Genomic DNA, 22,568 nt, shown 5'->3' on the forward strand with positions numbered 1-22,568 from the left:
CGGGAGGCTCATGAGCGGATCGGGAGTTCAATTTTCATTCAATGTGCTCACCATTAATACTCACAAAGGGTTCACCGCCTTCAACCGGCGTTTTATTTTGCCTGAGCTACGGGAGGCTGTCAGAACGGTCGGTGCAGACATTGTGTGCCTGCAGGAAGTTATGGGCGCGCACGATGCTCACTCGCTGCAGATTGAGAACTGGCCGGATACCACCCACTACGAATTTCTGGCGGACACCATGTGGAGCGACTTCGCCTACGGGCGTAACGCCGTGTACCCGCAAGGGCATCACGGTAACGCGGTGCTGTCGCGTTATCCCATTGAACATTATGAAAATCGCGATGTGTCCGTCGGCGCGAGTGAAAAGCGCGGGGTCCTCTACTGCCGCATCGTGCCGCCAATGCTCTCGCACCCAATTCATGTCATGTGCGTGCATCTCGGTTTGCGTGAAGCACACCGTCAGGCCCAGCTTGCTATGCTGGCTGACTGGGTCAATGCCCTGCCCGACGCGGAGCCTGTGGTGATCGCCGGAGATTTTAACGACTGGCGGCAAACGGCCAATCACCCGTTGAAAGCCAGGGCCGGCCTTGACGAGATTTTTACCCGCGCCCACGGTCGCCCGGCGCGGACGTTTCCGGTGCAGTTTCCCCTGCTGCGTCTGGACAGGATCTATGTGAAAAACGCGAATGCCAGTACCCCAACGACGCTGGCGCTGCGTCACTGGCGACATTTGTCCGATCATGCCCCCCTGAGTGCGGAGATTCATTTATGAAAAATGGCTGGCGTGAAGGCAATCAAATTCAACTGCTGGAAAACGGCGATCAATACTATCCCGCCGTCTTTGACGCCATTGAACAGGCACAGCAAAAAATTATCCTTGAGACCTTTATCTGGTTTGAAGATGCGGTCGGAAAACAGCTGCATGCCGCCTTGCTCGGAGCCGCCCAGCGCGGAATCAAAGCAGAGGTGCTGCTGGACGGTTACGGTTCGCCGGATCTTAGCGACAGTTTTGTCGAAGAGCTGACCGTAGCTGGCGTTGTTTTCCGCTACTACGATCCGCGCCCGCGTCTGTTCGGTATGCGCACCAATCTCTTTCGCCGTATGCATCGCAAAATTGTGGTCATTGATGATCGTATTGCCTTTGTCGGCGGTATTAATTATTCCGCTGAACACATGTCTGATTACGGTCCCGAGGCCAAGCAGGATTATGCCGTTCGCGTGGAAGGTCCTGTCGTGGCCGACATCCTGAAATTCGTGCTGGAGAACTTACCGGGACAGAGCGCCGTACGACGCTGGTGGCGACGTCATCACCGGGCAATTGAGAATCATCGGCCTGGCGAAGCGCAGGCGCTGTTTGTCTGGCGCGATAACGAAGAGCATCGCGATGATATTGAACGCCACTATTTGAAAATGCTGACCCAGGCCCGGCGGGAAGTGATCATTGCCAATGCCTATTTCTTTCCGGGTTATCGCCTGCTGCATGCCCTACGAAAAGCTGCGCGACGCGGCGTTCGGGTAAAACTCATCGTCCAGGGTGAACCGGATATGCCGATTGTGAAAGTGGGTGCCCGCCTGCTGTATAACTATCTGGTTAAAGGCGGCGTCCATGTCTATGAATACCGGCGTAAGCCCCTGCATGGTAAAGTCGCGCTGATGGACGATCATTGGGCGACGGTAGGTTCCAGCAATCTCGACCCGCTTAGTCTGTCGCTCAATCTGGAGGCGAATCTTATTATTCATGACCGCACGTTTAACCAGACCCTGCGTGACAACCTGAACCCCATTATTGCGCAGGACTGCAAGCGAGTTGATGAATCAATGCTGCCAAAACGCACCTGGTGGAACCTGACCAAAAGCGTGCTGGCCTTCCACTTTTTACGCCACTTCCCGGCGCTGGTCGGCTGGCTACCGGCGCATACCCCGCATCTGGCCGAGGTAGAACCACCCGCACAGCCAACTCTGGAAACCCAGGATCGTATTCCAACTGAGGATGCAGGAGGGGAAACCTGATGCCAAAAAACCACCGACGCTGGCGCTTAGCGAAAAAGATCCTCACATGGCTATTTTTTATTGCGGTCATCTTATTGCTGGTCGTTTATGCCAGTAAGGTCAACTGGCAGGAAGTGTGGACGGTAATTCGCGATTACAATCGGATCGCCCTGCTCAGCGCCGTAGGGCTGGTGATCGTCAGTTATTTACTTTACGGCTGCTATGACTTGCTCGGGCGCTACTACTGCGGGCACAAGCTGGCAAAACGCCAGGTCATGCTGGTGTCGTTTATCTGTTACGCCTTCAACCTGACGTTAAGCACATGGGTGGGCGGTATTGGGATGCGTTATCGTCTCTACTCGCGTCTCGGGTTACCGGGGAGCACAATTACGCGAATTTTTTCACTGAGCATTACCACCAACTGGCTGGGCTATATTCTGCTGGGCGGTTTTATTTTCACCTTCGGCGTCGTTGAACTGCCCGCGCACTGGTATATCGATGAAGGTACGCTACGCCTCTTAGGCATTGCGCTGCTGCTGATGATTGTTGTTTATCTGTGGTTTTGCGCTTTCGCTAAACATCGCCACATCACCATCAAGGGCCAAAAACTGGTGCTGCCCTCCTGGAAATTTGCCCTCGCGCAAATGGCGATATCCGGTACTAACTGGATGGTAATGGGGGCGATTATCTGGCTGTTGCTGGGTCAGAATATCAACTATTTCTTCGTGCTGGGCGTGCTGCTGGTGAGCAGTATTGCCGGTGTTATCGTGCATATTCCGGCGGGGATTGGTGTGCTGGAGGCGGTCTTTATGGCGCTGCTGGCAGGAGAGAATACCTCTCAGGGGACAATCATTGCCGCCCTGCTCGCGTATCGCGTGCTGTACTATTTTATTCCGCTGCTGCTGGCGCTGATGTGCTATTTGCTGCTGGAGAGTCGGGCGAAAAAGTTGCGGGTAAAAAACGAGAAGGCGATGGCGAAATGATTCACCGGATGGCGGCTTACGCCATCCGGCAACAGAGAATTAACGACGATTGCCGAAGATACGCAGCAGCATCAGGAACAGGTTGATGAAGTCCAGATACAGCGTTAAGGCCCCAAGAATTGCGTATTTACGCAGATTTGAGCTGTCACGCAGGTCGATCTGCTCACCGATATTTTTCAGCTTCTGCGTGTCATAAGCGGTCAGGCCGACAAACACAATCACCCCAATATAGGTCACCGCCCACATCAGCGCTTCGCTCTTCAGCCAGAAGTTAACCAGCGAGGCCAGCACAATACCGATCAGCGCCATAAACAGCATATTGCCGAAACCACTGAGATCGCGTTTGGTGGTGTAGCCGTACAAACTCATGATCCCGAACATCCCGCCGGTGACCACGAAGGTGCTGGCGATAGACGAGTAGGTATAGACGATAAAAATGCTTGATAGCGTCAGCCCGGTTAATGCCGAATAGAGCATAAACAGCGTGGTCGCCATTCCCGCGCTGAGCCTTTGCACCATGCCGGACAGGACGAACACCAGCGCTAGCTGGGCAATGATCAGTCCAAAGAAGGTGATTTTGCTGGAGAAGACAAACATCATCACCGCGGGCGTATTTGCTGCATACCAGGCGATAAACGCCGTCAGCAACAATCCGCAGGTCATCCAGCCGTACACCTGCGCCATATACGTTTGCAGGCCGGAACGGGCCTGTACAATAGAATCGGATCGTGGGAATCGGTCCATGACAATCTCCTGAATCAGTATGAGCCTACACCAATTGTACTCTACCAGCGTTTTGCTGCTAGCTTATCGCTGTCGCGGGCATCAACCCAGCGCTCACCTTCTGGCGTGGCCTCGCGCTTCCAGAACGGTGCGCGGGTTTTCAGATAATCCATAATGAACTGCCCGGCATCAAACGCGCTGCTGCGATGCGCACTGGTCACGCCAACAAAAACGATTTCGTCACCCGGCCACAGTTCGCCAATGCGATGAATGACCGTTACTCGTCCCAGCGGCCAGCGCGCACGCGCTTCGTCGACAATCTCCGCCAGCGCTTTTTCGGTCATTCCCGGATAGTGTTCCAGCGTTAACGCCTGCACGCTATCGCCGAGATTGTGATTGCGGACTTTACCGGTGAAAGTGACCACCGCGCCATCTTCATCGCGTTCGGCCAGCCAGGGATACTCATCCCCGACGCTGAACGGCGCATGACCAACAACAATTCGCGTTTCAGCCATCTTAGCCTCCGGTTACCGGTGGGAAGAAAGCCACTTCGTCACCCGCATTAAGGGGATGGTCAAAACTGACTAGCGTCTGATTTACCGCTGCCAGCAGCTTGCCGTCTTCCAGCGCCAACGCCCAGCGATCGCTTTTTGCCGCAAGACTCCGGCGCAGCGCTTCTACCGTTGCAAACTCAGCGGCGACTTCTATCGCATCCGTGTTCACCAATTCCCGTACCTGAGCAAAGAAAAGAACCTTAATCATGCGCATCCACCTTAAAATCTCCCGATTTGCCGCCGCTTTTAGCCAGCAAACGCACCGGACCAATTACCATATCCTTTTGCACCGCTTTGCACATATCGTAGATGGTCAACGCTGCCACGGAGGCCGCCGTTAACGCTTCCATTTCGACGCCGGTTTTCCCGGTCAGGCGACACAGCGTTTCAATGCGTACGCGGTTGTGTTCCGGCTCGGCGTGCAGATTAACTTCAACCTTGCTCAACATCAGCGGATGGCACAGCGGGATAAGATCCCAGGTCCGTTTGGCGGCCTGAATACCGGCAATACGCGCCGTGGCGAAAACGTCGCCCTTATGGTGGCTGCCGTCGATAATCATCGCCAGCGTTTCGCTACGCATGGTCACGAATGCTTCTGCACGCGCCTCGCGTACGGTTTCCGCTTTGGCGGAGACATCCACCATATGCGCTTCGCCAGCGGCGTTAATATGAGTCAGTTGCGACATACTTATTTCTTCAAATGTGGGTGGAAATTACACGGACGCGTACGGGCATCGAGCTGCGGCGCAATGATATTTTCCCATGCGGTACGACACGCTTTAGTCGACCCCGGCATGGCGAAAATCAGCGTTTTGTTGGCCACTCCGGCAATCGCCCGGGATTGCAGCGTCGCGGTGCCAATCTCTTCAAACGACAGCATACGGAATACTTCACCAAACCCTTCGACTTCTCTGTCGAACAGCGGTTGCAGCGCTTCTGGCGCCTGGTCCCCTTCGGTTAAGCCCGTGCCGCCTGTAATGAGCACAACCTGCACATCCTCACTGGCAATCCAGGCAGAAACCTGGGCGCGAATGGCGTAGCGGTTCTCTTTGACAATCGCCTTGTCGACAATCTGATGACCCGCCTCTTGCGCCGAGTCACGCAGATAATGGCCGGAGGTGTCATCTTCTTCGCCGCGACGGTTGGAAACAGTAAGAATAGCAATGCGTGTCGGGATAAATTCAGCGCTTACCTGACTCATGAAAAACTCCTTTTAGCGATCAGCCGCCAATGTAAGATAAGTTTTGCGTAATACCGGTATTGTTCTGATGCAGGAAATGAGTCTGCTTTTTCTCCAGCAGCGCGGCTGAAATGCGTTCTTCCAGCGCCGACTGCTGAGCGTCATCTTCCAGCAAATCACGCAGGCTTACACCGCCTTCACCAAATAAACACAGATGCAGCTTGCCGACAGAGGAAACGCGCAGACGGTTGCAGGTGGCGCAGAAGTCTTTCTCATAAGGCATGATCAGACCAATTTCACCAGCATAGTCAGGATGACAGAAAACCTGAGCCGGGCCGTCGCTGCGCTGTCGGATCTGGTGGATCCAGCCGCGACGCAGCAGCTCATCGCGCAGGACCTGGCCTGAGATATGGTGTTTACGGAAGAGAGAGCTGCCCTCGCCCGTTTCCATCAGTTCAATAAAGCGTAGTTGGATAGGACGGGGCTGAACCCACGCCAGGAAGGTGTCCAGTTGATGATGGTTTACGTCGCGCATCAGCACGGTATTGACTTTCACTTTTTCAAAACCCGCATCGAAGGCGGCGTCAATGCCTGCCATCACCTGCTGAAATTTGTCCTGCCCGGTAATGGCGTGAAACTGACGGGCATCGAGGCTGTCGACGCTGACGTTAAGTGCGGTCAGTCCGGCATCGCGCCAGGCAGCGGCATCACGCGCCAGACGATAACCATTAGTGGTCACCGCAATCTGACGGATGGCGTGGTTTTCGCGCACGGCGGCGATAATGTCGGTAAAGTCGCGACGCAATGAAGGTTCGCCCCCTGTCAGACGCACTTTTTCCGTTCCCAGACTGGCGAACGCGCGCGTGACGCGGCGAATTTCATCAACGGTCAAAAAGCCGTTATTGGTGACACCGCCGGGCTTATAGCCATCCGGCAGGCAGTAGGTGCAACGAAAGTTACACACATCGGTAATCGACAAACGTAAGTAGTAAAACTTACGTGCGAAAGCATCGGTAAGTTGAGAGCCCATGTACACCTTTCCAAATACGGGAGACGTAGTCATTTCTTCCTACGCCCTGGTGACAAACTTATTCAAGTATTGTCACGGCCAAAGCACCGTATCATTTGACCCAGGTGCAGAGGCTAGAGTGTTTATTCTCGTCATACTTCAAATTGCAGAAGCGTGGGCTTTGTTCGTTCCCCCCCAGTCACGTACTTATGTCCGCTTACGGAGGATTTTCTCCCTCACTGCCTTCCTGCAACTCAAATTATTCAGAGTACATTGTGGTTATGCCGATACTAGCGTGTAAATGACGCTTTTGCCATGTACACTTTCGCTGTATAAACATATACATAACGACATGATCGTGCAATTTCGCTACAGAATAAGCAAAAACCACAGTTTTGCATTGATATACATCATCTTGCCGGCAGGTGCATCTCGTCAGAAAGGAGTAGATCGCAGAAAAAAATTACGCCATATTCCGCCTGTATAATTGCTGAAAACACACTATTTACGTTACTGTAGCGCCGATTAATTCATATCAGGAAAATATATGCGCACTCGCACGCTGGCAGATCTGGACCGCGTTGTCGCTCTCGGCGGAGGGCATGGATTGGGACGCGTTCTCTCCTCTCTTTCCCCTTTAGGTTCACGCCTGACGGGGATCGTCACCACGACCGATAATGGCGGGTCGACAGGTCGTATTCGTCGCTCTGAAGGAGGCATTGCCTGGGGAGACATGCGTAACTGTCTGAACCAGTTAATTACTCAACCCAGCGTTGCATCCGCCATGTTTGAGTATCGTTTTGGCGGTAATGGTGAGCTTTCCGGGCATAACCTCGGAAATCTGATGTTAAAGGCGCTCGATCACCTCAGCGTGCGGCCTCTGGAAGCCATCAATTTAATTCGTAGTCTGCTGAAAGTTGACGCGCATTTAATTCCGATGTCGGAGCTGCCGGTGGATCTGATGGCTATCGACGATCAGGGACATGAAGTCTATGGCGAAGTGAATATCGATCAGCTCACCATCCCGCCTCAGGAACTGATGCTGTCGCCAAAAGTCCCCACCACGCGGGAGGCAGTTGAAGCTATCGCCGAAGCGGATTTGATTTTGATCGGACCCGGCAGTTTTTACACCAGCCTGATGCCGCTCCTGCTGCTCGACGAATTGGCGCAGGCATTACGTCGCACACCTGCCCCGATGGTCTACATCGGCAATCTGGGTCGTGAATTAAGCCTGCCAGCAGCCAGCCTGACGCTTAACGATAAGCTGGCAATAATTGAACAGTACGTTGGCAGGAAAGTGATTGATGCGGTGGTCGTGGGCCCGAAAGTAGATGTATCCACCGTTACCGACCGCGTTGTTATTCAGGAAGTGCTGGAAGCCAGCGACATTCCCTACCGCCATGACCGCCAGCTATTGCATTACGCGCTGGAGAAAGCGGTACAGGCGCTGGGGTAAGTGGAATTACCTGATGGGCTGCGCTTATCAGGCCTACAAACGCGATCTACTCCCACAGGCCGGATGAGGGGGTTCCCCCGCCTCCGGCACAATCTTACGATGCCGCGATAAACAACTCGCGCAGCTGATGCAACTGGTCGCGGATCGTCGCAGCCTCTTCAAATTCAAGATTCTGCGCATGCTGCATCATCTGCCCTTCCAGCTCATGAATCTTCTGCTGCAGCGCTTTTGGCGTCATATCCAGTTCGACAATTTCAGACTTCGCGCCTGCGCGTGACTTCCCTTTGCCTTTCGCCTTAGTCTTCGCAATATTCTGACCCAGCGCCAGAATATCGACCACTTTCTTGTTCAGCCCCTGCGGCGTAATACCGTGTTCTTCGTTGTAGAGCTGCTGTTTCTCACGACGGCGTTCAGTTTCACCTATCGCCTTAGCCATTGAGGCGGTAATTTTGTCGCCGTAGAGAATAGCCTTCCCGTTGATATTACGCGCCGCACGGCCGATGGTCTGAATAAGCGAACGTTCAGAACGCAGGAACCCTTCTTTGTCTGCGTCCAGAATCGCCACCAGTGAGACCTCAGGCATGTCCAGACCCTCACGTAACAGGTTGATACCCACCAGCACGTCAAACTCGCCCAGACGCAGGTCACGAATGATTTCCATACGTTCCACGGTATCGATGTCTGAGTGCAGATAGCGCACCCGCTCACCGTGCTCTTCGAGGTATTCGGTGAGATCCTCTGCCATCCGTTTCGTGAGCGTAGTGACCAGCACACGTTCGTTAATCGCCGCACGGATGCGGATCTCAGACAGCAGATCGTCAACCTGCGTCGCCACCGGGCGTACCTCAATGATCGGATCCAGCAGGCCGGTCGGTCGTACTACCTGATCGACGACGTCATCACCGGATTTCTCCAGCTCATAGTTGCCCGGCGTCGCTGAGACGTAGATGGTCTGCGGGGCCAGCGCTTCAAACTCTTCAAATTTAAGCGGACGGTTATCCAGCGCCGACGGCAGACGGAATCCGTATTCGACCAGAGTCTCTTTACGCGCCCGGTCACCACGATACATACCGCCAATTTGCGGGATAGTGACGTGGGATTCATCCACCACCAGCAGGCCGTCGGCAGGCAGGTAATCAAACAACGTCGGCGGCGGCTCGCCGGGGCCACGCCCGGACAGATAGCGGGAGTAGTTTTCAATCCCCGAGCAGTAACCCAGCTCATTCATCATTTCCAGATCGAACTGCGTACGCTGACTTAGCCGCTGTTCTTCCAGCAGTTTGTTATTTGCCAGCAGGACCTTGCGCCGCTCTGCCAGCTCAACTTTGATTTCTTCCATCGCCTGCACGATACGTTCGCGCGGCGTCACGTAGTGCGTTTTAGGATAGATGGTGTAGCGCGAAATCGTGGATTCAACCTGCCCGGTAAGCGGGTCAAACAGCGATAAACGTTCGATCTCTTCATCAAACAGTTCCACGCGCAGCGCGATATCGTCGGATTCAGCCGGGAAAATGTCGATCACTTCACCACGCACGCGGAAGGTTCCGCGCTGAAATGCCTGATCGTTGCGGGTATATTGCAGTTCCGCCAGGCGGCGCAGGATCGCACGCTGGTCGATAATCATCCCCACCGTCAGGTGCAGCATCATTTTCAGATACAGATCCGGATCGCCCAAACCATAGATAGCGGAAACTGACGCGACGACAACGACATCCCGACGTTCCAGCAGCGCTTTGGTCGCCGACAGACGCATCTGCTCAATATGTTCGTTAACCGAGGCATCCTTCTCGATGAAGGTGTCAGAACTTGGAACGTAGGCTTCCGGTTGATAATAGTCGTAGTAGGAGACGAAATACTCCACCGCGTTATCCGGGAAGAACTCTTTCATCTCACCGTACAGCTGCGCGGCCAGCGTCTTATTGGGAGCCAGCACCATGGTAGGCCGCTGCAAGTCCGCAATTACGTTAGCGATGGTGAATGTCTTCCCCGAGCCCGTCACCCCCAGCAGCGTCTGATGCGCCAGACCATCCTCCAGCCCTTCTTCCAGACGGCGAATAGCCTCAGGCTGATCGCCAGAGGGTTTAAAAGCGGAATTTAGTTTGAACGGTTTACTCATGAGCAGCTACCTGAAGCAATGGGCGGGCAGGTGTGTAATTTTACTCGCAGTCGTATATTTTGCCAGTAAAATATACTGGATGAAAAAACAGTAACGCACCAGAATATTTCTGATACGCCATCAGAATGACCGTGACCGCAGGCTAAAATTTGGCCTCAGACAAGATAAAACACCAGCAAAAACGTGTTATCCCCAAAGCAATGACTTTTTTAACATTTGTCAAGCTGCCCGATGAAAGTTTTGTGGCAACGCATGACACTTCTGCGACAGCCATTGATTTTATCTAACATTCTGTAATTTAATGACTATTATCCCGAGCCGTCTTTCGCATCAATTTAGTCGCAGGCCGCGTCTTCTCTCGCTTACATTGTGTTTTCTAACTCTAATACACAAGGTTATCCACAGGAATAGTGGATAACTGCCTCCAGCCCGTATGGACTGTAGCCTGGCAAAAACGCCCTCACTCCCTTTTCCGGAGGGATAAAAAAAATTTATCGCTATTTTTTGATATTTATCAGCTAACGAAGCGGCCTGGAATGGCCGGGATCTTGCTCGCATTTTCATCATTTTCTTGCCTGCACCATTACGACACCGCCAGGCACTGGCAATGTGCACAAAACAACGCCAGCCCTCCGGCTAGCCAGACGTTACCGCCTGCGCGGCACACTCTCCTGCTGTTTTTTGACCCCAATCCCTCTTCTGGCAAGAGAATTGCAATTTTCTTCCGACGACCTGTACGTGGGGCGGATAGCATCATGCTGGAGGAATCTATGTTGAGTCTTCGCGCAGTGAATCATTATTACGGTAATCAACACTCCCTATGGGATGTGGATCTCGACCTGCTGCCCGGTAAATGTACCGGTGTGCTGGGGCTTCCAGGGATGGGAAAGACTACGCTGACCAATTGCATTATCGGCAATTTACCGATCGAAAGCGGCACCATGTTCTGGCATCAGGCTGGCGCGCCGCCGCGCGACCTGAGTCCCATTCCGGCGGCAAATCGCATCGCGCTGGGCATTAACTACGTTTCACAAGAGAGACGGATTTTTTCGCAATTGACGGTAGAGGAAAATCTGCATATTGCGCGCCAGGCGGTTGAGGAAAGCGAAACGATGAACAGCAGTGATATTTACCGCCTGTTTCCACAGTTGTTCGTACTGCGTCAGGCCAAAGGGGCGGCATTATCGGAAGATGATCAGCACCAGCTTGCGCTCGCCAGCGCGCTGGTCACACGCCCGCGCCTGCTGATCCTCGATGAGCCCACGCGGGGAAGTGGCCAGGCATATATCCACAAACTGGGGAACCTGGTGGTAAGGTTAAGCCAGGAGCTCGGCATCGCCATAATGCTCGCGGAGCAGAGCCTGCCGTTTATTCGTCGGGTCGCTGACTGCTACTGCCTGTTACACCGTGGGCGCAACGTGGCTCAGGGGCAAATCACACAGCTCAGCAACCCGCTAATCACCGACTGGGGGGCGCTACAGACAAAACGCTAAGATCGATATAACGTCCTGTCGATGCCCGCTCCGGCTCTTCTGCCAGCCAGGGAATTTCCCCCAGCAGCGGAGCCGCAAGCACACGCCTGAGCGTTGCCATATATTCAGCATGACGCTTGCCAGGTGGCGTCACATCATTGGCGACCCATCCGGCAAGCGTCAGTCCGGCCTGCTGCACCGCCTGGGCGGTCAGCACAGCGTGGTTGATGCAGCCGAGCTTAACGCCAACCACCAGAATAACCGGCAACTGCTCTGTTTTTACCCAATCAGCAAAACTCAGCGTTGGCGAAAGCGGCGTAAACCACCCGCCAGCACCTTCCACCAGCACCCAGTCAGCCTGTTGTTCCAGCGCGCGTAAACCCGCAGACATTACAGAGGCCTGAATGGGGCGACCTTCGTCCGCGCTGATGATATGCGGTGAGGTAGGTTCCGCGAAGGTATAGGGGTTGATAGCCGCATAGTCCACCGTCACAACGCTGTTGCGCTGTAATGCCAGGGCATCGCTATTGCGCAGACCTTCAACCGTCATTTCACTGCCCGACGCCACTGGCTTATAGCCGACGGTTCGCAATCCCCTCTGCCCCGCCGCCTGTAGCAACGCACAGCTGGCGATAGTTTTCCCCACTTCGGTATCCGTCCCGGTGACAAAAAAAGTGTTAATCACGTTGAATCACTCCCAAAAATAGATGATAGGTCAGCGGATATTTCCCCTGCTGGCAGGGCCAGGCTAGCTGTAGCTGGCGCAGCTGTGAGCGGGTGAGGACGCGCGGCTCGCGGCCATCATGCAAATGCGTCGCGCCAATGCCCTTCAGCGAGCGCATGGCGCTCAGCGCATCGTCAAACCACAGCGTGACGGCATGAGACTGGTATTCAACGTCCCACCCATGCAGGGTGTTTTCCAGTTGCTCCACGGGCAAAAAACGATTGGCGTGCTCCCGCTCATCAACTGCTCGCCACGCCTGACGAAGTTCCGGCATTGACCCCTGCGCCAGGGTACTAAACGCCACCATCCCGCCAGGACGCACCACCCGGTAAAGCTCACGTAACGCGCCGCGCAGATCGCTGCACCACTGTACGGCCAGATTGCTCCAGGCCAGGTCGAAAGTAGCAGCAGCCTGCGGAATGGCTTCAATATCCGCCAACAGATAGCGGTGGGCGACATCGTGACGCTGCGCTTCAGTCAGCATTTGCGCCGACAGATCCAGCGCGCAGACCTCGCTCCCCTGCTCCCGCCAGTAACGGCTCATACGCCCGGGTCCGCAGCCCGCATCTAAAACCTGAGAGAATGCCCGACCATCGAGTCGTGCCAGTAACGCATCGGCGCTCTGACGCTGGAGTTCCGCGTGTTGCTCATAGTGAGTAGCCGCGCGGCCAAACGCGGCAGCAATCGCCTGCTTATTGACCTGCGCCATGCAGCACCTCCAGTAAGCGATCGATATCCTGGACTTCATGCGCCTGGGTCAGCGTAAGCCGCAGCCTGGCCGTACCAACCGGCACCGTCGGTGGGCGAATAGCCGTCACCCAGCATCCCTGTTGACGTAATGCCTCCGCCAGTTGCAAGGCTTTATGATTGTCGCCCACGATCAGTGGCTGAATGGCGCTGTCTGACTGCGCCAGCGTTAAGTCCGGCGTATTCACCCCAGCGCGAAAACGCTGGATCAGCATCGCCAGTTTTTCTCTGCGCTCATCGCCTTCGCGGCTGCGGATCACCTCCAGCGCGGCGCGCAAGGCCTGGGCCTGCGCCGGAGGCATACTGGTGCTGTAGATCAGATGACGGGCAAACTGCAGCAGATAATCGGCCACGCTGTCTGAGCACAAGATTGCTGCGCCGCTGACGCCAAAACCTTTGCCAAACGTCACCACTAACAGCTCGGGTTTCACCTGCTGTCGGGAGCACGAGCCGCGCCCTTCCTCACCGCTGACGCCAATCCCGTGCGCATCATCCACCAGCAACCACGCGCCCTGCCGCTCTGCTACCGCGTGAATTTCCGCCAGCGGTGCGCTATCGCCATCCATGCTGAACACACCTTCAGTGACCACGAGTTGTTGCCCCGGACAGGGGGTTGTCAGCAGACGTTCCAGATGTTGCGGATCGTTATGGGTAAAGCGACGTAGCACGGCAGGGCTATGGCTGGCAGCTTCCAGCAGTGAGGCATGGCTGAGTCGGTCAGCAACAATCCGGTCCTCTTTGCCCATCAGCGCGGCAATGACCGCCTGATTAGCGGCAAAACCGGAGATAAACAGCAGCGCCCGGGAATAGCCGAGCCATTGCGCCAGCTCATCTTCCAGCGCCTGATGAGCAACGGAATAACCGCTCACATGACCCGAGCCGCCGCTGCCGACGCCAAAACGCTCAGCGCCTTGCTGCCACGCGCAGATAATATGCGGATGGTGGCTTAAGCCAAGGTAGTCGTTGCTGGAAAAGTTCAGGTACTGGCGACCTTCGGCCTGCAGCCAGCGACCGGCGCCCTGCGTCACCGCATAGCGCCGACGCAACGCATCAGCACGACGACGCGCCGTTAACGCATCGTCTATTTTTTGCTGCCAGGTCATACGGTTGCCGCGTTGTAGTATTCGTCGGTATCCGGGGTACGCAGCGCCTGTTCCAGGCGTTGCTGCTGTTCGTTATCGCCTGCCAGCACCGCCGTTTGCTGCGGATTGAGACCCAGCTTGCGAAACAACAGCAAATCCTTATCTTCGTTCGGGTTCGGCGTGGTCAGCAGTTTGCAGCCGTAGAAAATCGAGTTAGCTCCGGCCATAAAGCACATCGCCTGGGTTTGTTCGTTCATCTGCTCGCGTCCGGCTGAAAGACGGACATATGAAGTCGGCATCATGATCCGCGCCACGGCGATAGTACGAATAAAATCAAAGGCATCCACATCGTCGTTATCGGCAAGCGGCGTGCCTTTCACTTTCACCAGCATGTTGATCGGCACGCTTTCTGGCGGCGTTGGCAGATTCGCTAATTGCAGCAACAGACCCGCGCGGTCGGTCACCGTTTCCCCCAGTCCCACAATCCCGCCGGAGCAAACTTTAATGCCCGCCTCACGCACTTTATCCAGCGTATCCAGGCGCTCCTGGTACGAACGGGTTGTGATGATATTGCCGTAGAATTCCGGCGAGGTATCGAGGTTATGGTTGTAGTAGTCCAGACCCGCATTGGCCAGCCGCTGGGCCTGATTTTCGTTCAGCGTACCCAGCGTCATACACGCTTCCAGCCCCAGTTCTTTTACGCCCTGAACCATCTGTTCCAGGTAGGGCATGTCGCGTTCGTGTGGATTCTTCCACGCCGCGCCCATGCAAAACCGCGTTGAACCGGCCTGTTTCGCTTTACGCGCTGAGTCCAGTACCTGTTCAACCTCCATCAAACGTTCCGTTTCCAGACCGGTTTTATAGCGGGAGCTTTGCGGGCAGTATTTGCAGTCTTCCGGGCAGGCACCGGTCTTAATCGACAGCAGCGTACTGACCTGAACCTGCCGCGGATCAAAGTGCTGACGGTGAACCTGCTGCGCTTCAAACAGCAGATCCAACAGCGGTTTTTCAAATAATTCGGTGACTTGCGACATTGTCCAGCGAGAAGAATGAGCCATATTGGTATACGTTTCGTTATGAGTTTGGTGTAGACTCGTAAACCTAAATCTTTTTAATTTGGTTTACAAGTCGATTATGACAACGGACGATCTTGCGTTTGACCAACGCCATATCTGGCACCCTTACACCTCCATGACCTCCCCGTTACCGGTTTATCCGGTGGCGCGTGCCGAAGGTTGCGAACTGATTTTAGCCCGCGGTGAGAGGCTGATAGACGGCATGTCGTCCTGGTGGGCGGCGATCCACGGTTACAATCACCCACAGCTGAACGCCGCGATGAAAACGCAGATTGATGCCATGTCACATGTGATGTTTGGCGGCATTACCCATGCCCCGGCCATTGCGTTGTGCCGCCAGTTGGTGGCGATGACGCCAGAGGCGCTGGAGTGCGTTTTTCTCGCGGATTCAGGTTCGGTCGCCGTAGAAGTAGCAATGAAAATGGCGCTGCAATACTGGCAGGCCAAAGGCGAATCCCGTCAGCGTTTCCTGACATTTCGAAACGGTTATCACGGCGATACCTTCGGCGCGATGTCGGTCTGCGATCCCGACAACTCGATGCACAGTCTGTGGAAGGGTTATCTGCCGGAGAACCTGTTTGCGCCCGCCCCGCAAAACCGCATGGACGGCGAGTGGGACGAACTGGATATGGTGCCTTTTGCCCGCCTGATGGCCGCGCATCGCCACGAGATTGCGGCGGTGATCCTTGAGCCGATTGTGCAGGGCGCTGGCGGCATGCGCATGTATCATCCCGAATGGTTAAAGCGCATCCGTAAGATGTGCGACCGTGAAGGTATCCTGCTGATTGCCGATGAAATCGCCACCGGATTTGGTCGTACAGGCAAGCTTTTTGCCTGTGAACACGCCAACATAACTCCGGACATTTTGTGCCTCGGCAAAGCGTTAACCGGCGGAACCATGACCCTTTCCGCCACCCTGACCACGCGTCAGGTCGCGGAAACCATCAGCAACGGTGAAGCCGGATGCTTCATGCACGGTCCAACCTTTATGGGTAATCCACTGGCCTGCGCCGTCGCCTCCGCCAGCCTGTCGTTACTCGAAACCGGCGAGTGGCGCTCACAGGTAGCGGCCATTGAAGCGCAACTGCGGACAGAACTCGCCCCGGCGGCAGACTCCAGTTGGGTAGCCGACGTGCGCGTACTCGGCGCCATCGGTGTGATCGAAACCACGCATCCGGTGAATATGGCGGCGTTACAGAAGTTCTTTGTTGAACAGGGTGTGTGGGTACGACCGTTTGGCAAACTGATCTATCTGATGCCGCCGTACATTATTCAGCCCGATCAGTTGCGTCGTCTGACCCAGGCCGTAAACGAGGCTGTGCGCAGTGCAACATTTTTTAGCGATTAATCAGCGCCCGGTCCGGACGTGGAAAAGTGAAACAGCCCGGATTATTCGATGACTGATGAAGTAACAATATTTAGACATGAAGGCCGGATTATTCCGGCCTTTTTTTATTTGCATCAAAGAAATTGCAAATCGTTTTATGTCGATGCTGAGCAAAAATTGACGGGTGATTTAGTAAGCGATAGCGTAAATTTGTCACGTAAGTGATTAAAGTGAAAGGATTTTATGAGATTTTCCTTAAGTGGAGTTTTAAGAAAATGGCTATTCCAGCTTATTTATGGCTCAAAGATGACGGCGGCGCTGATATCAAAGGTTCCGTCGATGTTCATGGACGTGAGGGCGGCCCGCTTGAGGTTGTACGATGAAACGGCTCGCATTGTTGCTACTACTTCCGTTTATTGTGGCCACTTCAGCAGCTGGCGAAGTGAACTGGCCCGATGCGCTGAAAGGCGTGGCTACGGGCGATCAAGCGTGGCTGAATAAAACGCCAGAACTCGCGGCTGCGGCAGATGTTAAGCAGGCCATTAAACTGGAAGATGCTTTATCTGCTGCCCTAACAGCAAATACAACCGGCGCTCTTGATGCGCTCAGCGTCATTGACGCGGGAAAATGGCCGCACATGATCGGGACTGATATTGTCTGCGGAGTGCCTGTTGAAGCTCCAGCAACCGTTGAGGATTTTTATCAGCGGACACGTCCTGCGTTGTTAAGCACTGATAAGGGCGCTCGCTGCTTGTGGTTCCTCGAAGCAACATATGAGGAATGGAAAGCAGACAAAGCCCGTCAGGTTAAGTAAGATAATTAACCCGGTCAATATGGCCGGGTCCTTTCCTCCGCTTCCCTTTGATTTTTCGTGCCGCAGCCGCTCCCTGAATACTCAACACCACACAATAACCGCTCATGCAGTGGGTTTAACCGACAGCACCGGCACCCCGCACACGTTCCGGCACCCAGTAAGGATTATTTAATGACATTTCCCGTCCCGACCGTTGCGGAAAGTACCGACCGCCAGTTACGCGATATTCAGAACGCGCTACCCGATGAGAACGTCGACACCAGCAGCGACAGCGACTACGCCGTCCGGGCTAATGCTGTATCAGGCGTGGCGGACGATCTCTACGCCTATCAGGGCTGGATTATTCGCCAGATTTTCCCTGACACCGCCGAGAAGGAGTATCTGGAGTTTACTCGATGCCGCACTGGCTGGACTGGTCACCAGTGCGAATAAAGTACCCTACTTCACCGGAGAGGATAAGGCAGCGCTGGCTGATTTAACTTCTGTTGGTCGTGACATTATCAGCAAGAACACTATTGCCGACATTCTCACATACCTTGATTTGCACGAAACCGGATTTGCCACCCTTGATTGAACGCAAAACAGTCCAGAATATTTCGCCACGCTACATACGGTTCCTGGCTACACTTTTTGGCTAACGAGAGGAGTCAGCATGAAACTAATCAGTAACGATCTGCGCGATGGCGAAAAGCTTGCGCATCGCCACGTCTTTAACGGCATGGGATATGACGGGGATAATATTTCCCCGCATCTGGCGTGGGATGACGTGCCCGCAGGGACTAAAAGCTTTGTCGTGACCTGCTACGATCCTGATGCGCCAACCGGCTCCGGCTGGTGGCACTGGGTGGTGGTAAATCTGCCAGCAGATACCCGCGTACTCACGCAAGGCTTCGGCTCCGGGCTGGTTGCGCTGCCGGATGGGGTGATTCAGACCCGTACGGATTTTGGTAAAGCAGGTTATGGCGGTGCTGCGCCGCCGAAGGGGGAAACCCATCGCTATATCTTTACGGTTCACGCGCTAGATGTGGAGCGTATTGATGTCGATGAGGACGCCAGCGGCGCGATGGTTGGCTTTAACGTTCACTTCCACTCGCTCGCCAGCGCCTCGATTACGGCGCTGTTCAGTTAAGCTGTGTTGTGCCGGATGTCGGCTTCGCCGCATCCGGCCTACTAAACAAGGCTTATCTACAGAAATTCAGGCAACAATTTCAACAATGCCCCCTGGGCTAACAGTTCGGTTGCGCACTCAATATCCGGAGCAAAAAAGCGATCCTGCGTATAGTGGGCAACCTGCTCGCGCAGAGCCTGGCGCGCCTGCTCCAGCAGCGGGCTTGAGGTTAACCCTTCACGCAGGTCAATCCCCTGACACGCCGCCAGCCACTCCACGGCAATCACGCCGCGCGTATTCGCTGCCATCTCCCACAACCTGCGGCCCGCTGCCGGTGCCATAGACACATGATCTTCCTGGTTGGCGGAGGTCGGCAGGCTGTCCACGCTGTGCGGATGCGCCAGCGCTTTGTTCTCGCTCGCCAGCGCGGCCGCGGTTACCTGAGCAATCATAAAGCCGGAGTTCACCCCGCCGTTTTTCACCAGGAACGGCGGCAACTGCGACATATGTTTGTCCATCATCAGCGCAATGCGTCGCTCTGATAACGCCCCGATTTCCGCAATCGCCAGCGCCAGATTATCTGCCGCCATCGCCACCGGTTCAGCATGGAAGTTGCCGCCGGAAATGACATCGCCCTCTTCGGCAAACACCAGCGGGTTGTCGGAAACCGCGTTGGCTTCTACCAGTAAGACCTCCATTACCTGACGCATTTGCGTCAGGCACGCCCCCATCACCTGCGGCTGACAGCGCAAAGAATACGGATCCTGCACTTTTTCACAGTTATGATGCGACTGAGAAAGTGCGCTGGTGTCGGTCAACACATGGCGGTACAGCGCTGCGGCATCAATCTGCCCACGCTGTCCTCGTGCGGCATGAATACGGGCATCAAACGGACGACGAGAGCCCAATACCGCTTCGGTGGTCAGCGCCCCACACACCGTCGCAGACGCGAACAGCTCCTGGGCTTCAATTAACCCACGCAGCGCAAAGGCTGTGGAAGCCTGGGTACCGTTGAGCAGCGCCAGCCCTTCTTTCGCCTCCAGCGTAATCGGCTCCAGTCCGGCCTTTTTCAGCGCTTCAGTCGCCGGAAGCCATTCCCCCTGCCAGCGCGCTTTACCTTCGCCCAGCAGCGTCAGAGACATATGCGCCAGCGGTGCCAGATCGCCCGATGCGCCCACTGACCCTTTCGCCGGGATCAGCGGATACACCCCGGCATTCACCAGCGCAATCAGCGCTTCAATCACGCTGAGACGAATACCCGAAAAACCCCGCGCCAGGCTGTTGATTTTCAGCACCATAATCAGGCGAACCATCGCGTCATCGAGCGCCTCACCAACGCCTGCCGCATGGGAAAGCACCAGAGAACGCTGTAAATTCTGCAAATCTTCCGTGGCGATACGGGTCTGAGCCAGCAGGCCAAAGCCGGTATTAATGCCATACGCCGTACGGCCTTCAGCGACAATATTATTGACGCAGGCGACGCTTGCGTTGATCGCATCAATCGCCCCGGCATCCAGGCTCAGTTTGACCGGCTGCTGCCAGATGTCGCGCAGTTGCGCAAAGCTCAGATGACCCGGCGTTAATGTCATGGTGTTCATATCAACGTTTCTCCTGCGTCGCCGCGACCATCGGCAAATTCAGCCCTTCTTCGACGGCGCATTCCACCGCAATGTCATACCCGGCGTCGGCGTGGCGCATCACCCCGGTAGCCGGATCGTTATGTAATACCCGGGCGATACGCGCTGCGGCTTCATCAGTGCCATCGCAAACAATCACCATCCCGGCATGCTGGGAGAAGCCCATTCCTACCCCGCCACCGTGATGCAGTGACACCCAGGTTGCACCGCTGGCGGTGTTAAGTAGCGCGTTCAGCAGCGGCCAGTCGGATACTGCATCAGAACCGTCGCGCATGGCTTCGGTTTCGCGGTTCGGGCTGGCGACGGACCCGGAATCCAGATGATCACGGCCAATAACAATCGGCGCAGATACTTCACCGCTGCGCACCATTTCATTAAACGCCAGCCCCAGTTTTTGACGCCATTCCAGACCGACCCAGCAGATACGCGCCGGTAATCCCTGGAAGTTAATCCGCTCACGCGCCATATCCAGCCAGTGGTGCAGATGTTTATCGTCAGCCACGATCTCTTTCACTTTGGCATCCGTTTTATAAATATCCTGCGGATCGCCGGAAAGCGCCACCCAACGGAACGGGCCAATGCCGCGGCAGAACAGAGGGCGAATATAAGCAGGGACGAAACCGGGGAAATCAAAGGCGTTTTCCACGCCCATCTCTTTGGCCATCTGGCGAATGTTGTTGCCGTAATCAAACGTCGGCACGCCCATTTTGCTGAACGCCAGCATTGCCTCGACGTGCGTTGCCATTGAGCGTTTCGCCGCCTGTACCGTGCCCTGCGGATCGGACACCGCTTTCGCCTGATACGCTTCCCAGCTCCAGCCGGACGGCAGATAACCATGCAGCGGATCGTGGGCGCTGGTCTGGTCAGTGACCATATCCGGGCGCACACCGCGCTTCACCAGTTCCGGCACAACGTCGGCGGCGTTAGCGCATAGCGCAATGGAGACCGCTTTACCCTCCCGGGTGTACTTTTCGATACGCACCAGCGCGTCGTCAAGCGATGTCGCCTGCTCATCCACGTAGCGGGTACGCAGACGGAAATCGATCCGGCTTTGCTGGCACTCAATATTCAGCGAGCAAGCACCTGCCAGCGTTGCGGCTAACGGTTGCGCCCCACCCATGCCGCCCAGCCCGGCGGTCAGCACCCAGCGTCCGCTCAGGTTACCCTGATAATGCTGACGCCCGGCCTCAACGAAGGTTTCATAAGTCCCCTGCACGATGCCCTGGCTACCGATGTAGATCCAGCTCCCGGCGGTCATCTGGCCATACATCGCCAGCCCTTTGGCGTCCAGCTCGTTGAAGTGTTCCCAGGTAGCCCAATGTGGCACCAGGTTGGAGTTGGCAATCAGTACGCGCGGCGCATTGTCATGGGTTTTGAAAACGCCAACCGGTTTACCGGACTGGACCAGCAGGGTCTCATCGGTCTCCAGTTTGGTCAGCGCGTTGACGATGGCGTCATAACATTCCCAGTCCCGCGCGGCGCGACCAATCCCGCCGTATACCACCAGCTCATGCGGATTTTCCGCCACATCGGGATCCAGGTTGTTCATTAACATGCGCAGCGGCGCTTCGGTCAGCCAGCTTTTGGCCGTTAACGTGGTGCCGCGTGGGGCACGAATATCCTGCTGACGGTACTTGCTATGAGACATGGTAGAGCACTCCTCGCGAACGATCGGACAGATAAGTAACATATACTTGTCTATACAAGTTGTCGCAAGCGTGCTTTTAACAAAAAAGATACAATTTTATTATACTGCGGCAGCAATCACGCTTTTCAGGACATAAACCGCCCTTGCAGGCGATAGCGGGAACCCGGGAAGAGCAAACGGGCATGAGAGACAATGGATGACGCAGACCAGGTTTTACGGCGGATCAGCAAGCAGGGATCGTGTTCTTTGATATTCAGCAGCGCGCACTCTTCGGCACTGGCGCGGACCGCTTCAACAATATGCTCGCCTTCCGTTAAAGGGGCTATCAGCGACAGATAAGCGTGCGGCGTAGTCTGGCTGTAATCCTGCGCCAGATACGCTGGCACAATTTCGGCATTCACGCAGCGATCTTCAATCTGCACCGGCAGTTCGTTCTCGTAGTGCACCATGACAGAGTGAAAAATGGAGGTACCTTCTTTGACGTTTAACACCAAAGCCTGCTGCGCGCTTGCCTGGGTTCGTTCAAGCGTGATCACCTCGCAGCGGTGCTGATGCTGACGGGCGTTGATTTCATCCGCGATGCTGCGAATTTCAAACAGCGCAGACTGGCCCTTCGGCTCGGCGACAAACGTCCCTACGCCCTGCAAACGAACCAGTAACCCTTCATCCGTTAACTCACGCAGCGCCCGGTTGATGGTCATGCGGCTGAAACCATACTGCGCCACCAGCTCCGCCTCAGAGGGAATGCGATCGTGAGGTTGCCAGATACCGCTGGCAATCTTTTCGCTGATCTCCTGTTTGACCTTTTCGTAAAAAGGTGCCGGAGCAGAACGGGATGGGAGCATGCGTAAGCCTTCCTTAAGCTGAGAATGTGAGTGGGTACAGTTTACAGACATTACCCGAACCTGATAAGCGCAACGCCA

At 55.2% G+C, this 22,568-nt stretch carries 23 protein-coding genes, 1 pseudogene and 1 riboswitch; of the genes and pseudogenes, 10 read left to right on the forward strand and 14 right to left on the reverse strand.

Annotated features, from left to right (window positions below):
- The first annotated feature begins 10 nt into the window (after positions 1 to 10).
- From HV237_RS16195 to HV237_RS16205, 3 genes are read left to right on the forward strand one after another with little or no spacing between them, the layout of a single operon-like run.
- Complete coding sequence (locus HV237_RS16195; protein WP_016156057.1) at positions 11 to 772, forward strand: endonuclease/exonuclease/phosphatase family protein; 762 nt, start codon at positions 11 to 13, stop codon at positions 770 to 772.
- Positions 769 to 2,010, forward strand: coding sequence for a cardiolipin synthase ClsB (gene clsB, locus HV237_RS16200; protein ID WP_047359443.1), 1,242 nt, complete (start codon positions 769 to 771; stop codon positions 2,008 to 2,010). Before HV237_RS16195 ends, clsB begins: the two co-directional genes overlap by 4 nt.
- The gene (locus HV237_RS16205; RefSeq protein WP_047359444.1) at positions 2,010 to 2,972 is read left to right on the forward strand and encodes a YbhN family protein; all 963 of its coding nucleotides are present in this window, start codon (positions 2,010 to 2,012) and stop codon (positions 2,970 to 2,972) included. Before clsB ends, HV237_RS16205 begins: the two co-directional genes overlap by 1 nt.
- 39 nt (positions 2,973 to 3,011) lie before the next feature.
- On the opposite strand, the gene HV237_RS16210 is transcribed toward HV237_RS16205, so the two are convergent.
- The 6 genes from HV237_RS16210 to moaA form a co-directional block, all read right to left on the reverse strand.
- Positions 3,012 to 3,716, reverse strand: a complete 705-nt coding sequence (locus HV237_RS16210) for a Bax inhibitor-1/YccA family protein (RefSeq protein ID WP_003831536.1) — start codon at positions 3,714 to 3,716, stop codon at positions 3,012 to 3,014.
- Between the two features lie 41 nt (positions 3,717 to 3,757).
- Positions 3,758 to 4,210, reverse strand: a complete 453-nt coding sequence (gene moaE, locus HV237_RS16215; protein WP_046274634.1) for a molybdopterin synthase catalytic subunit MoaE — start codon at positions 4,208 to 4,210, stop codon at positions 3,758 to 3,760.
- Between the two features lies 1 nt (position 4,211).
- Positions 4,212 to 4,457: a molybdopterin synthase sulfur carrier subunit gene (gene moaD / locus HV237_RS16220; protein ID WP_016152348.1), complete on the reverse strand. Its 246-nt coding sequence runs from the start codon at positions 4,455 to 4,457 to the stop codon at positions 4,212 to 4,214.
- Positions 4,450 to 4,935: a cyclic pyranopterin monophosphate synthase MoaC gene (gene moaC, locus HV237_RS16225; RefSeq protein WP_003035188.1), complete on the reverse strand. Its 486-nt coding sequence runs from the start codon at positions 4,933 to 4,935 to the stop codon at positions 4,450 to 4,452. Before moaC ends, moaD begins: the two co-directional genes overlap by 8 nt.
- Positions 4,936 to 4,937: 2 nt before the next feature.
- Positions 4,938 to 5,450 carry a molybdenum cofactor biosynthesis protein B gene (moaB, locus tag HV237_RS16230; protein WP_016152347.1) on the reverse strand — a complete coding sequence of 171 codons (513 nt, stop codon included), beginning with the start codon at positions 5,448 to 5,450 and terminating at the stop codon, positions 4,938 to 4,940.
- A 19-nt stretch (positions 5,451 to 5,469) separates the two neighbouring features.
- Positions 5,470 to 6,459, reverse strand: coding sequence for a GTP 3',8-cyclase MoaA (moaA, locus tag HV237_RS16235; protein ID WP_016152346.1), 990 nt, complete (start codon positions 6,457 to 6,459; stop codon positions 5,470 to 5,472).
- Positions 6,447 to 6,592, reverse strand: a riboswitch (molybdenum cofactor riboswitch). It overlaps the preceding gene by 13 nt.
- Before the next feature lie 393 nt (positions 6,593 to 6,985).
- Here moaA and yvcK point away from each other — a divergent pair.
- Positions 6,986 to 7,894 (forward strand): uridine diphosphate-N-acetylglucosamine-binding protein YvcK, encoded by a 909-nt coding sequence (yvcK, locus tag HV237_RS16240; RefSeq protein ID WP_016152345.1) that lies wholly within the window; start codon positions 6,986 to 6,988, stop codon positions 7,892 to 7,894.
- A 94-nt stretch (positions 7,895 to 7,988) separates the two neighbouring features.
- Here the strand turns inward: yvcK and uvrB are convergent, their stop codons facing one another.
- The gene (gene uvrB, locus HV237_RS16245) at positions 7,989 to 10,010 is read right to left on the reverse strand and encodes an excinuclease ABC subunit UvrB (protein WP_047359445.1); all 2,022 of its coding nucleotides are present in this window, start codon (positions 10,008 to 10,010) and stop codon (positions 7,989 to 7,991) included.
- A 770-nt stretch (positions 10,011 to 10,780) separates the two neighbouring features.
- Between uvrB and HV237_RS16250 the strand changes: the two genes are divergently transcribed.
- On the forward strand, positions 10,781 to 11,503 hold the full coding sequence (locus HV237_RS16250) for an ATP-binding cassette domain-containing protein (RefSeq protein WP_047359446.1): 723 nt from the start codon (positions 10,781 to 10,783) through the stop codon (positions 11,501 to 11,503).
- On the opposite strand, the gene bioD is transcribed toward HV237_RS16250, so the two are convergent.
- Genes bioD through bioB form a run of 4 tightly spaced genes read right to left on the reverse strand, consistent with a single transcriptional unit; the run spans position 11,469 to position 15,093 of the window.
- Entirely contained in the window at positions 11,469 to 12,167 is a 699-nt protein-coding gene (gene bioD, locus HV237_RS16255) for a dethiobiotin synthase (RefSeq protein ID WP_047359447.1), read from the reverse strand. The two genes, HV237_RS16250 and bioD, sit on opposite strands and share 35 nt — an antisense overlap.
- Complete coding sequence (gene bioC / locus HV237_RS16260) at positions 12,160 to 12,915, reverse strand: malonyl-ACP O-methyltransferase BioC (protein WP_047359448.1); 756 nt, start codon at positions 12,913 to 12,915, stop codon at positions 12,160 to 12,162. The genes bioD and bioC overlap by 8 nt, the downstream gene beginning before the upstream one ends.
- The gene (gene bioF, locus HV237_RS16265; protein ID WP_016152340.1) at positions 12,899 to 14,056 is read right to left on the reverse strand and encodes an 8-amino-7-oxononanoate synthase; all 1,158 of its coding nucleotides are present in this window, start codon (positions 14,054 to 14,056) and stop codon (positions 12,899 to 12,901) included. Before bioF ends, bioC begins: the two co-directional genes overlap by 17 nt.
- On the reverse strand, positions 14,053 to 15,093 hold the full coding sequence (gene bioB, locus HV237_RS16270) for a biotin synthase BioB (protein WP_029139462.1): 1,041 nt from the start codon (positions 15,091 to 15,093) through the stop codon (positions 14,053 to 14,055). The genes bioF and bioB overlap by 4 nt, the downstream gene beginning before the upstream one ends.
- Positions 15,094 to 15,169: 76 nt before the next feature.
- On the opposite strand from bioB, the gene bioA reads away from it, so the two are divergent.
- From bioA to HV237_RS16290, 5 genes and pseudogenes are all read left to right on the forward strand, one after another.
- The gene (bioA, locus tag HV237_RS16275; RefSeq protein WP_016152338.1) at positions 15,170 to 16,459 is read left to right on the forward strand and encodes an adenosylmethionine--8-amino-7-oxononanoate transaminase; all 1,290 of its coding nucleotides are present in this window, start codon (positions 15,170 to 15,172) and stop codon (positions 16,457 to 16,459) included.
- A gap of 358 nt (positions 16,460 to 16,817) precedes the next feature.
- Complete coding sequence (locus HV237_RS16280; RefSeq protein ID WP_019076332.1) at positions 16,818 to 17,252, forward strand: hypothetical protein; 435 nt, start codon at positions 16,818 to 16,820, stop codon at positions 17,250 to 17,252.
- Positions 17,253 to 17,423: 171 nt separating this feature from the next.
- Positions 17,424 to 17,684 carry a hypothetical protein gene (locus tag HV237_RS16285; RefSeq protein ID WP_047359449.1) on the forward strand — a complete coding sequence of 87 codons (261 nt, stop codon included), beginning with the start codon at positions 17,424 to 17,426 and terminating at the stop codon, positions 17,682 to 17,684.
- Positions 17,644 to 17,805: pseudogene (locus tag HV237_RS26220) on the forward strand (phage tail protein); the annotation flags it as partial. The gene HV237_RS16285 and the pseudogene HV237_RS26220, both read left to right, overlap by 41 nt.
- Before the next feature lie 99 nt (positions 17,806 to 17,904).
- Positions 17,905 to 18,381: a kinase inhibitor gene (locus HV237_RS16290; protein WP_046274628.1), complete on the forward strand. Its 477-nt coding sequence runs from the start codon at positions 17,905 to 17,907 to the stop codon at positions 18,379 to 18,381.
- Positions 18,382 to 18,437: 56 nt separating this feature from the next.
- On the opposite strand, the gene hutH is transcribed toward HV237_RS16290, so the two are convergent.
- The 3 genes from hutH to HV237_RS16305 all read right to left on the reverse strand — a co-directional run bounded on the left by hutH (position 18,438) and on the right by HV237_RS16305 (position 22,490).
- Complete coding sequence (hutH, locus tag HV237_RS16295; RefSeq protein WP_046274627.1) at positions 18,438 to 19,958, reverse strand: histidine ammonia-lyase; 1,521 nt, start codon at positions 19,956 to 19,958, stop codon at positions 18,438 to 18,440.
- A 1-nt stretch (position 19,959) separates the two neighbouring features.
- The gene (hutU, locus tag HV237_RS16300; protein WP_047359450.1) at positions 19,960 to 21,645 is read right to left on the reverse strand and encodes a urocanate hydratase; all 1,686 of its coding nucleotides are present in this window, start codon (positions 21,643 to 21,645) and stop codon (positions 19,960 to 19,962) included.
- Between the two features lie 125 nt (positions 21,646 to 21,770).
- Positions 21,771 to 22,490, reverse strand: a complete 720-nt coding sequence (locus tag HV237_RS16305; protein WP_016152334.1) for a histidine utilization repressor — start codon at positions 22,488 to 22,490, stop codon at positions 21,771 to 21,773.
- Positions 22,491 to 22,568: the final 78 nt, after the last annotated feature.

Origin of the sequence: Citrobacter sp. RHBSTW-00570, from assembly GCF_013739755.1 — a bacterium.
Lineage (GTDB): Bacteria > Pseudomonadota > Gammaproteobacteria > Enterobacterales > Enterobacteriaceae > Citrobacter > Citrobacter braakii.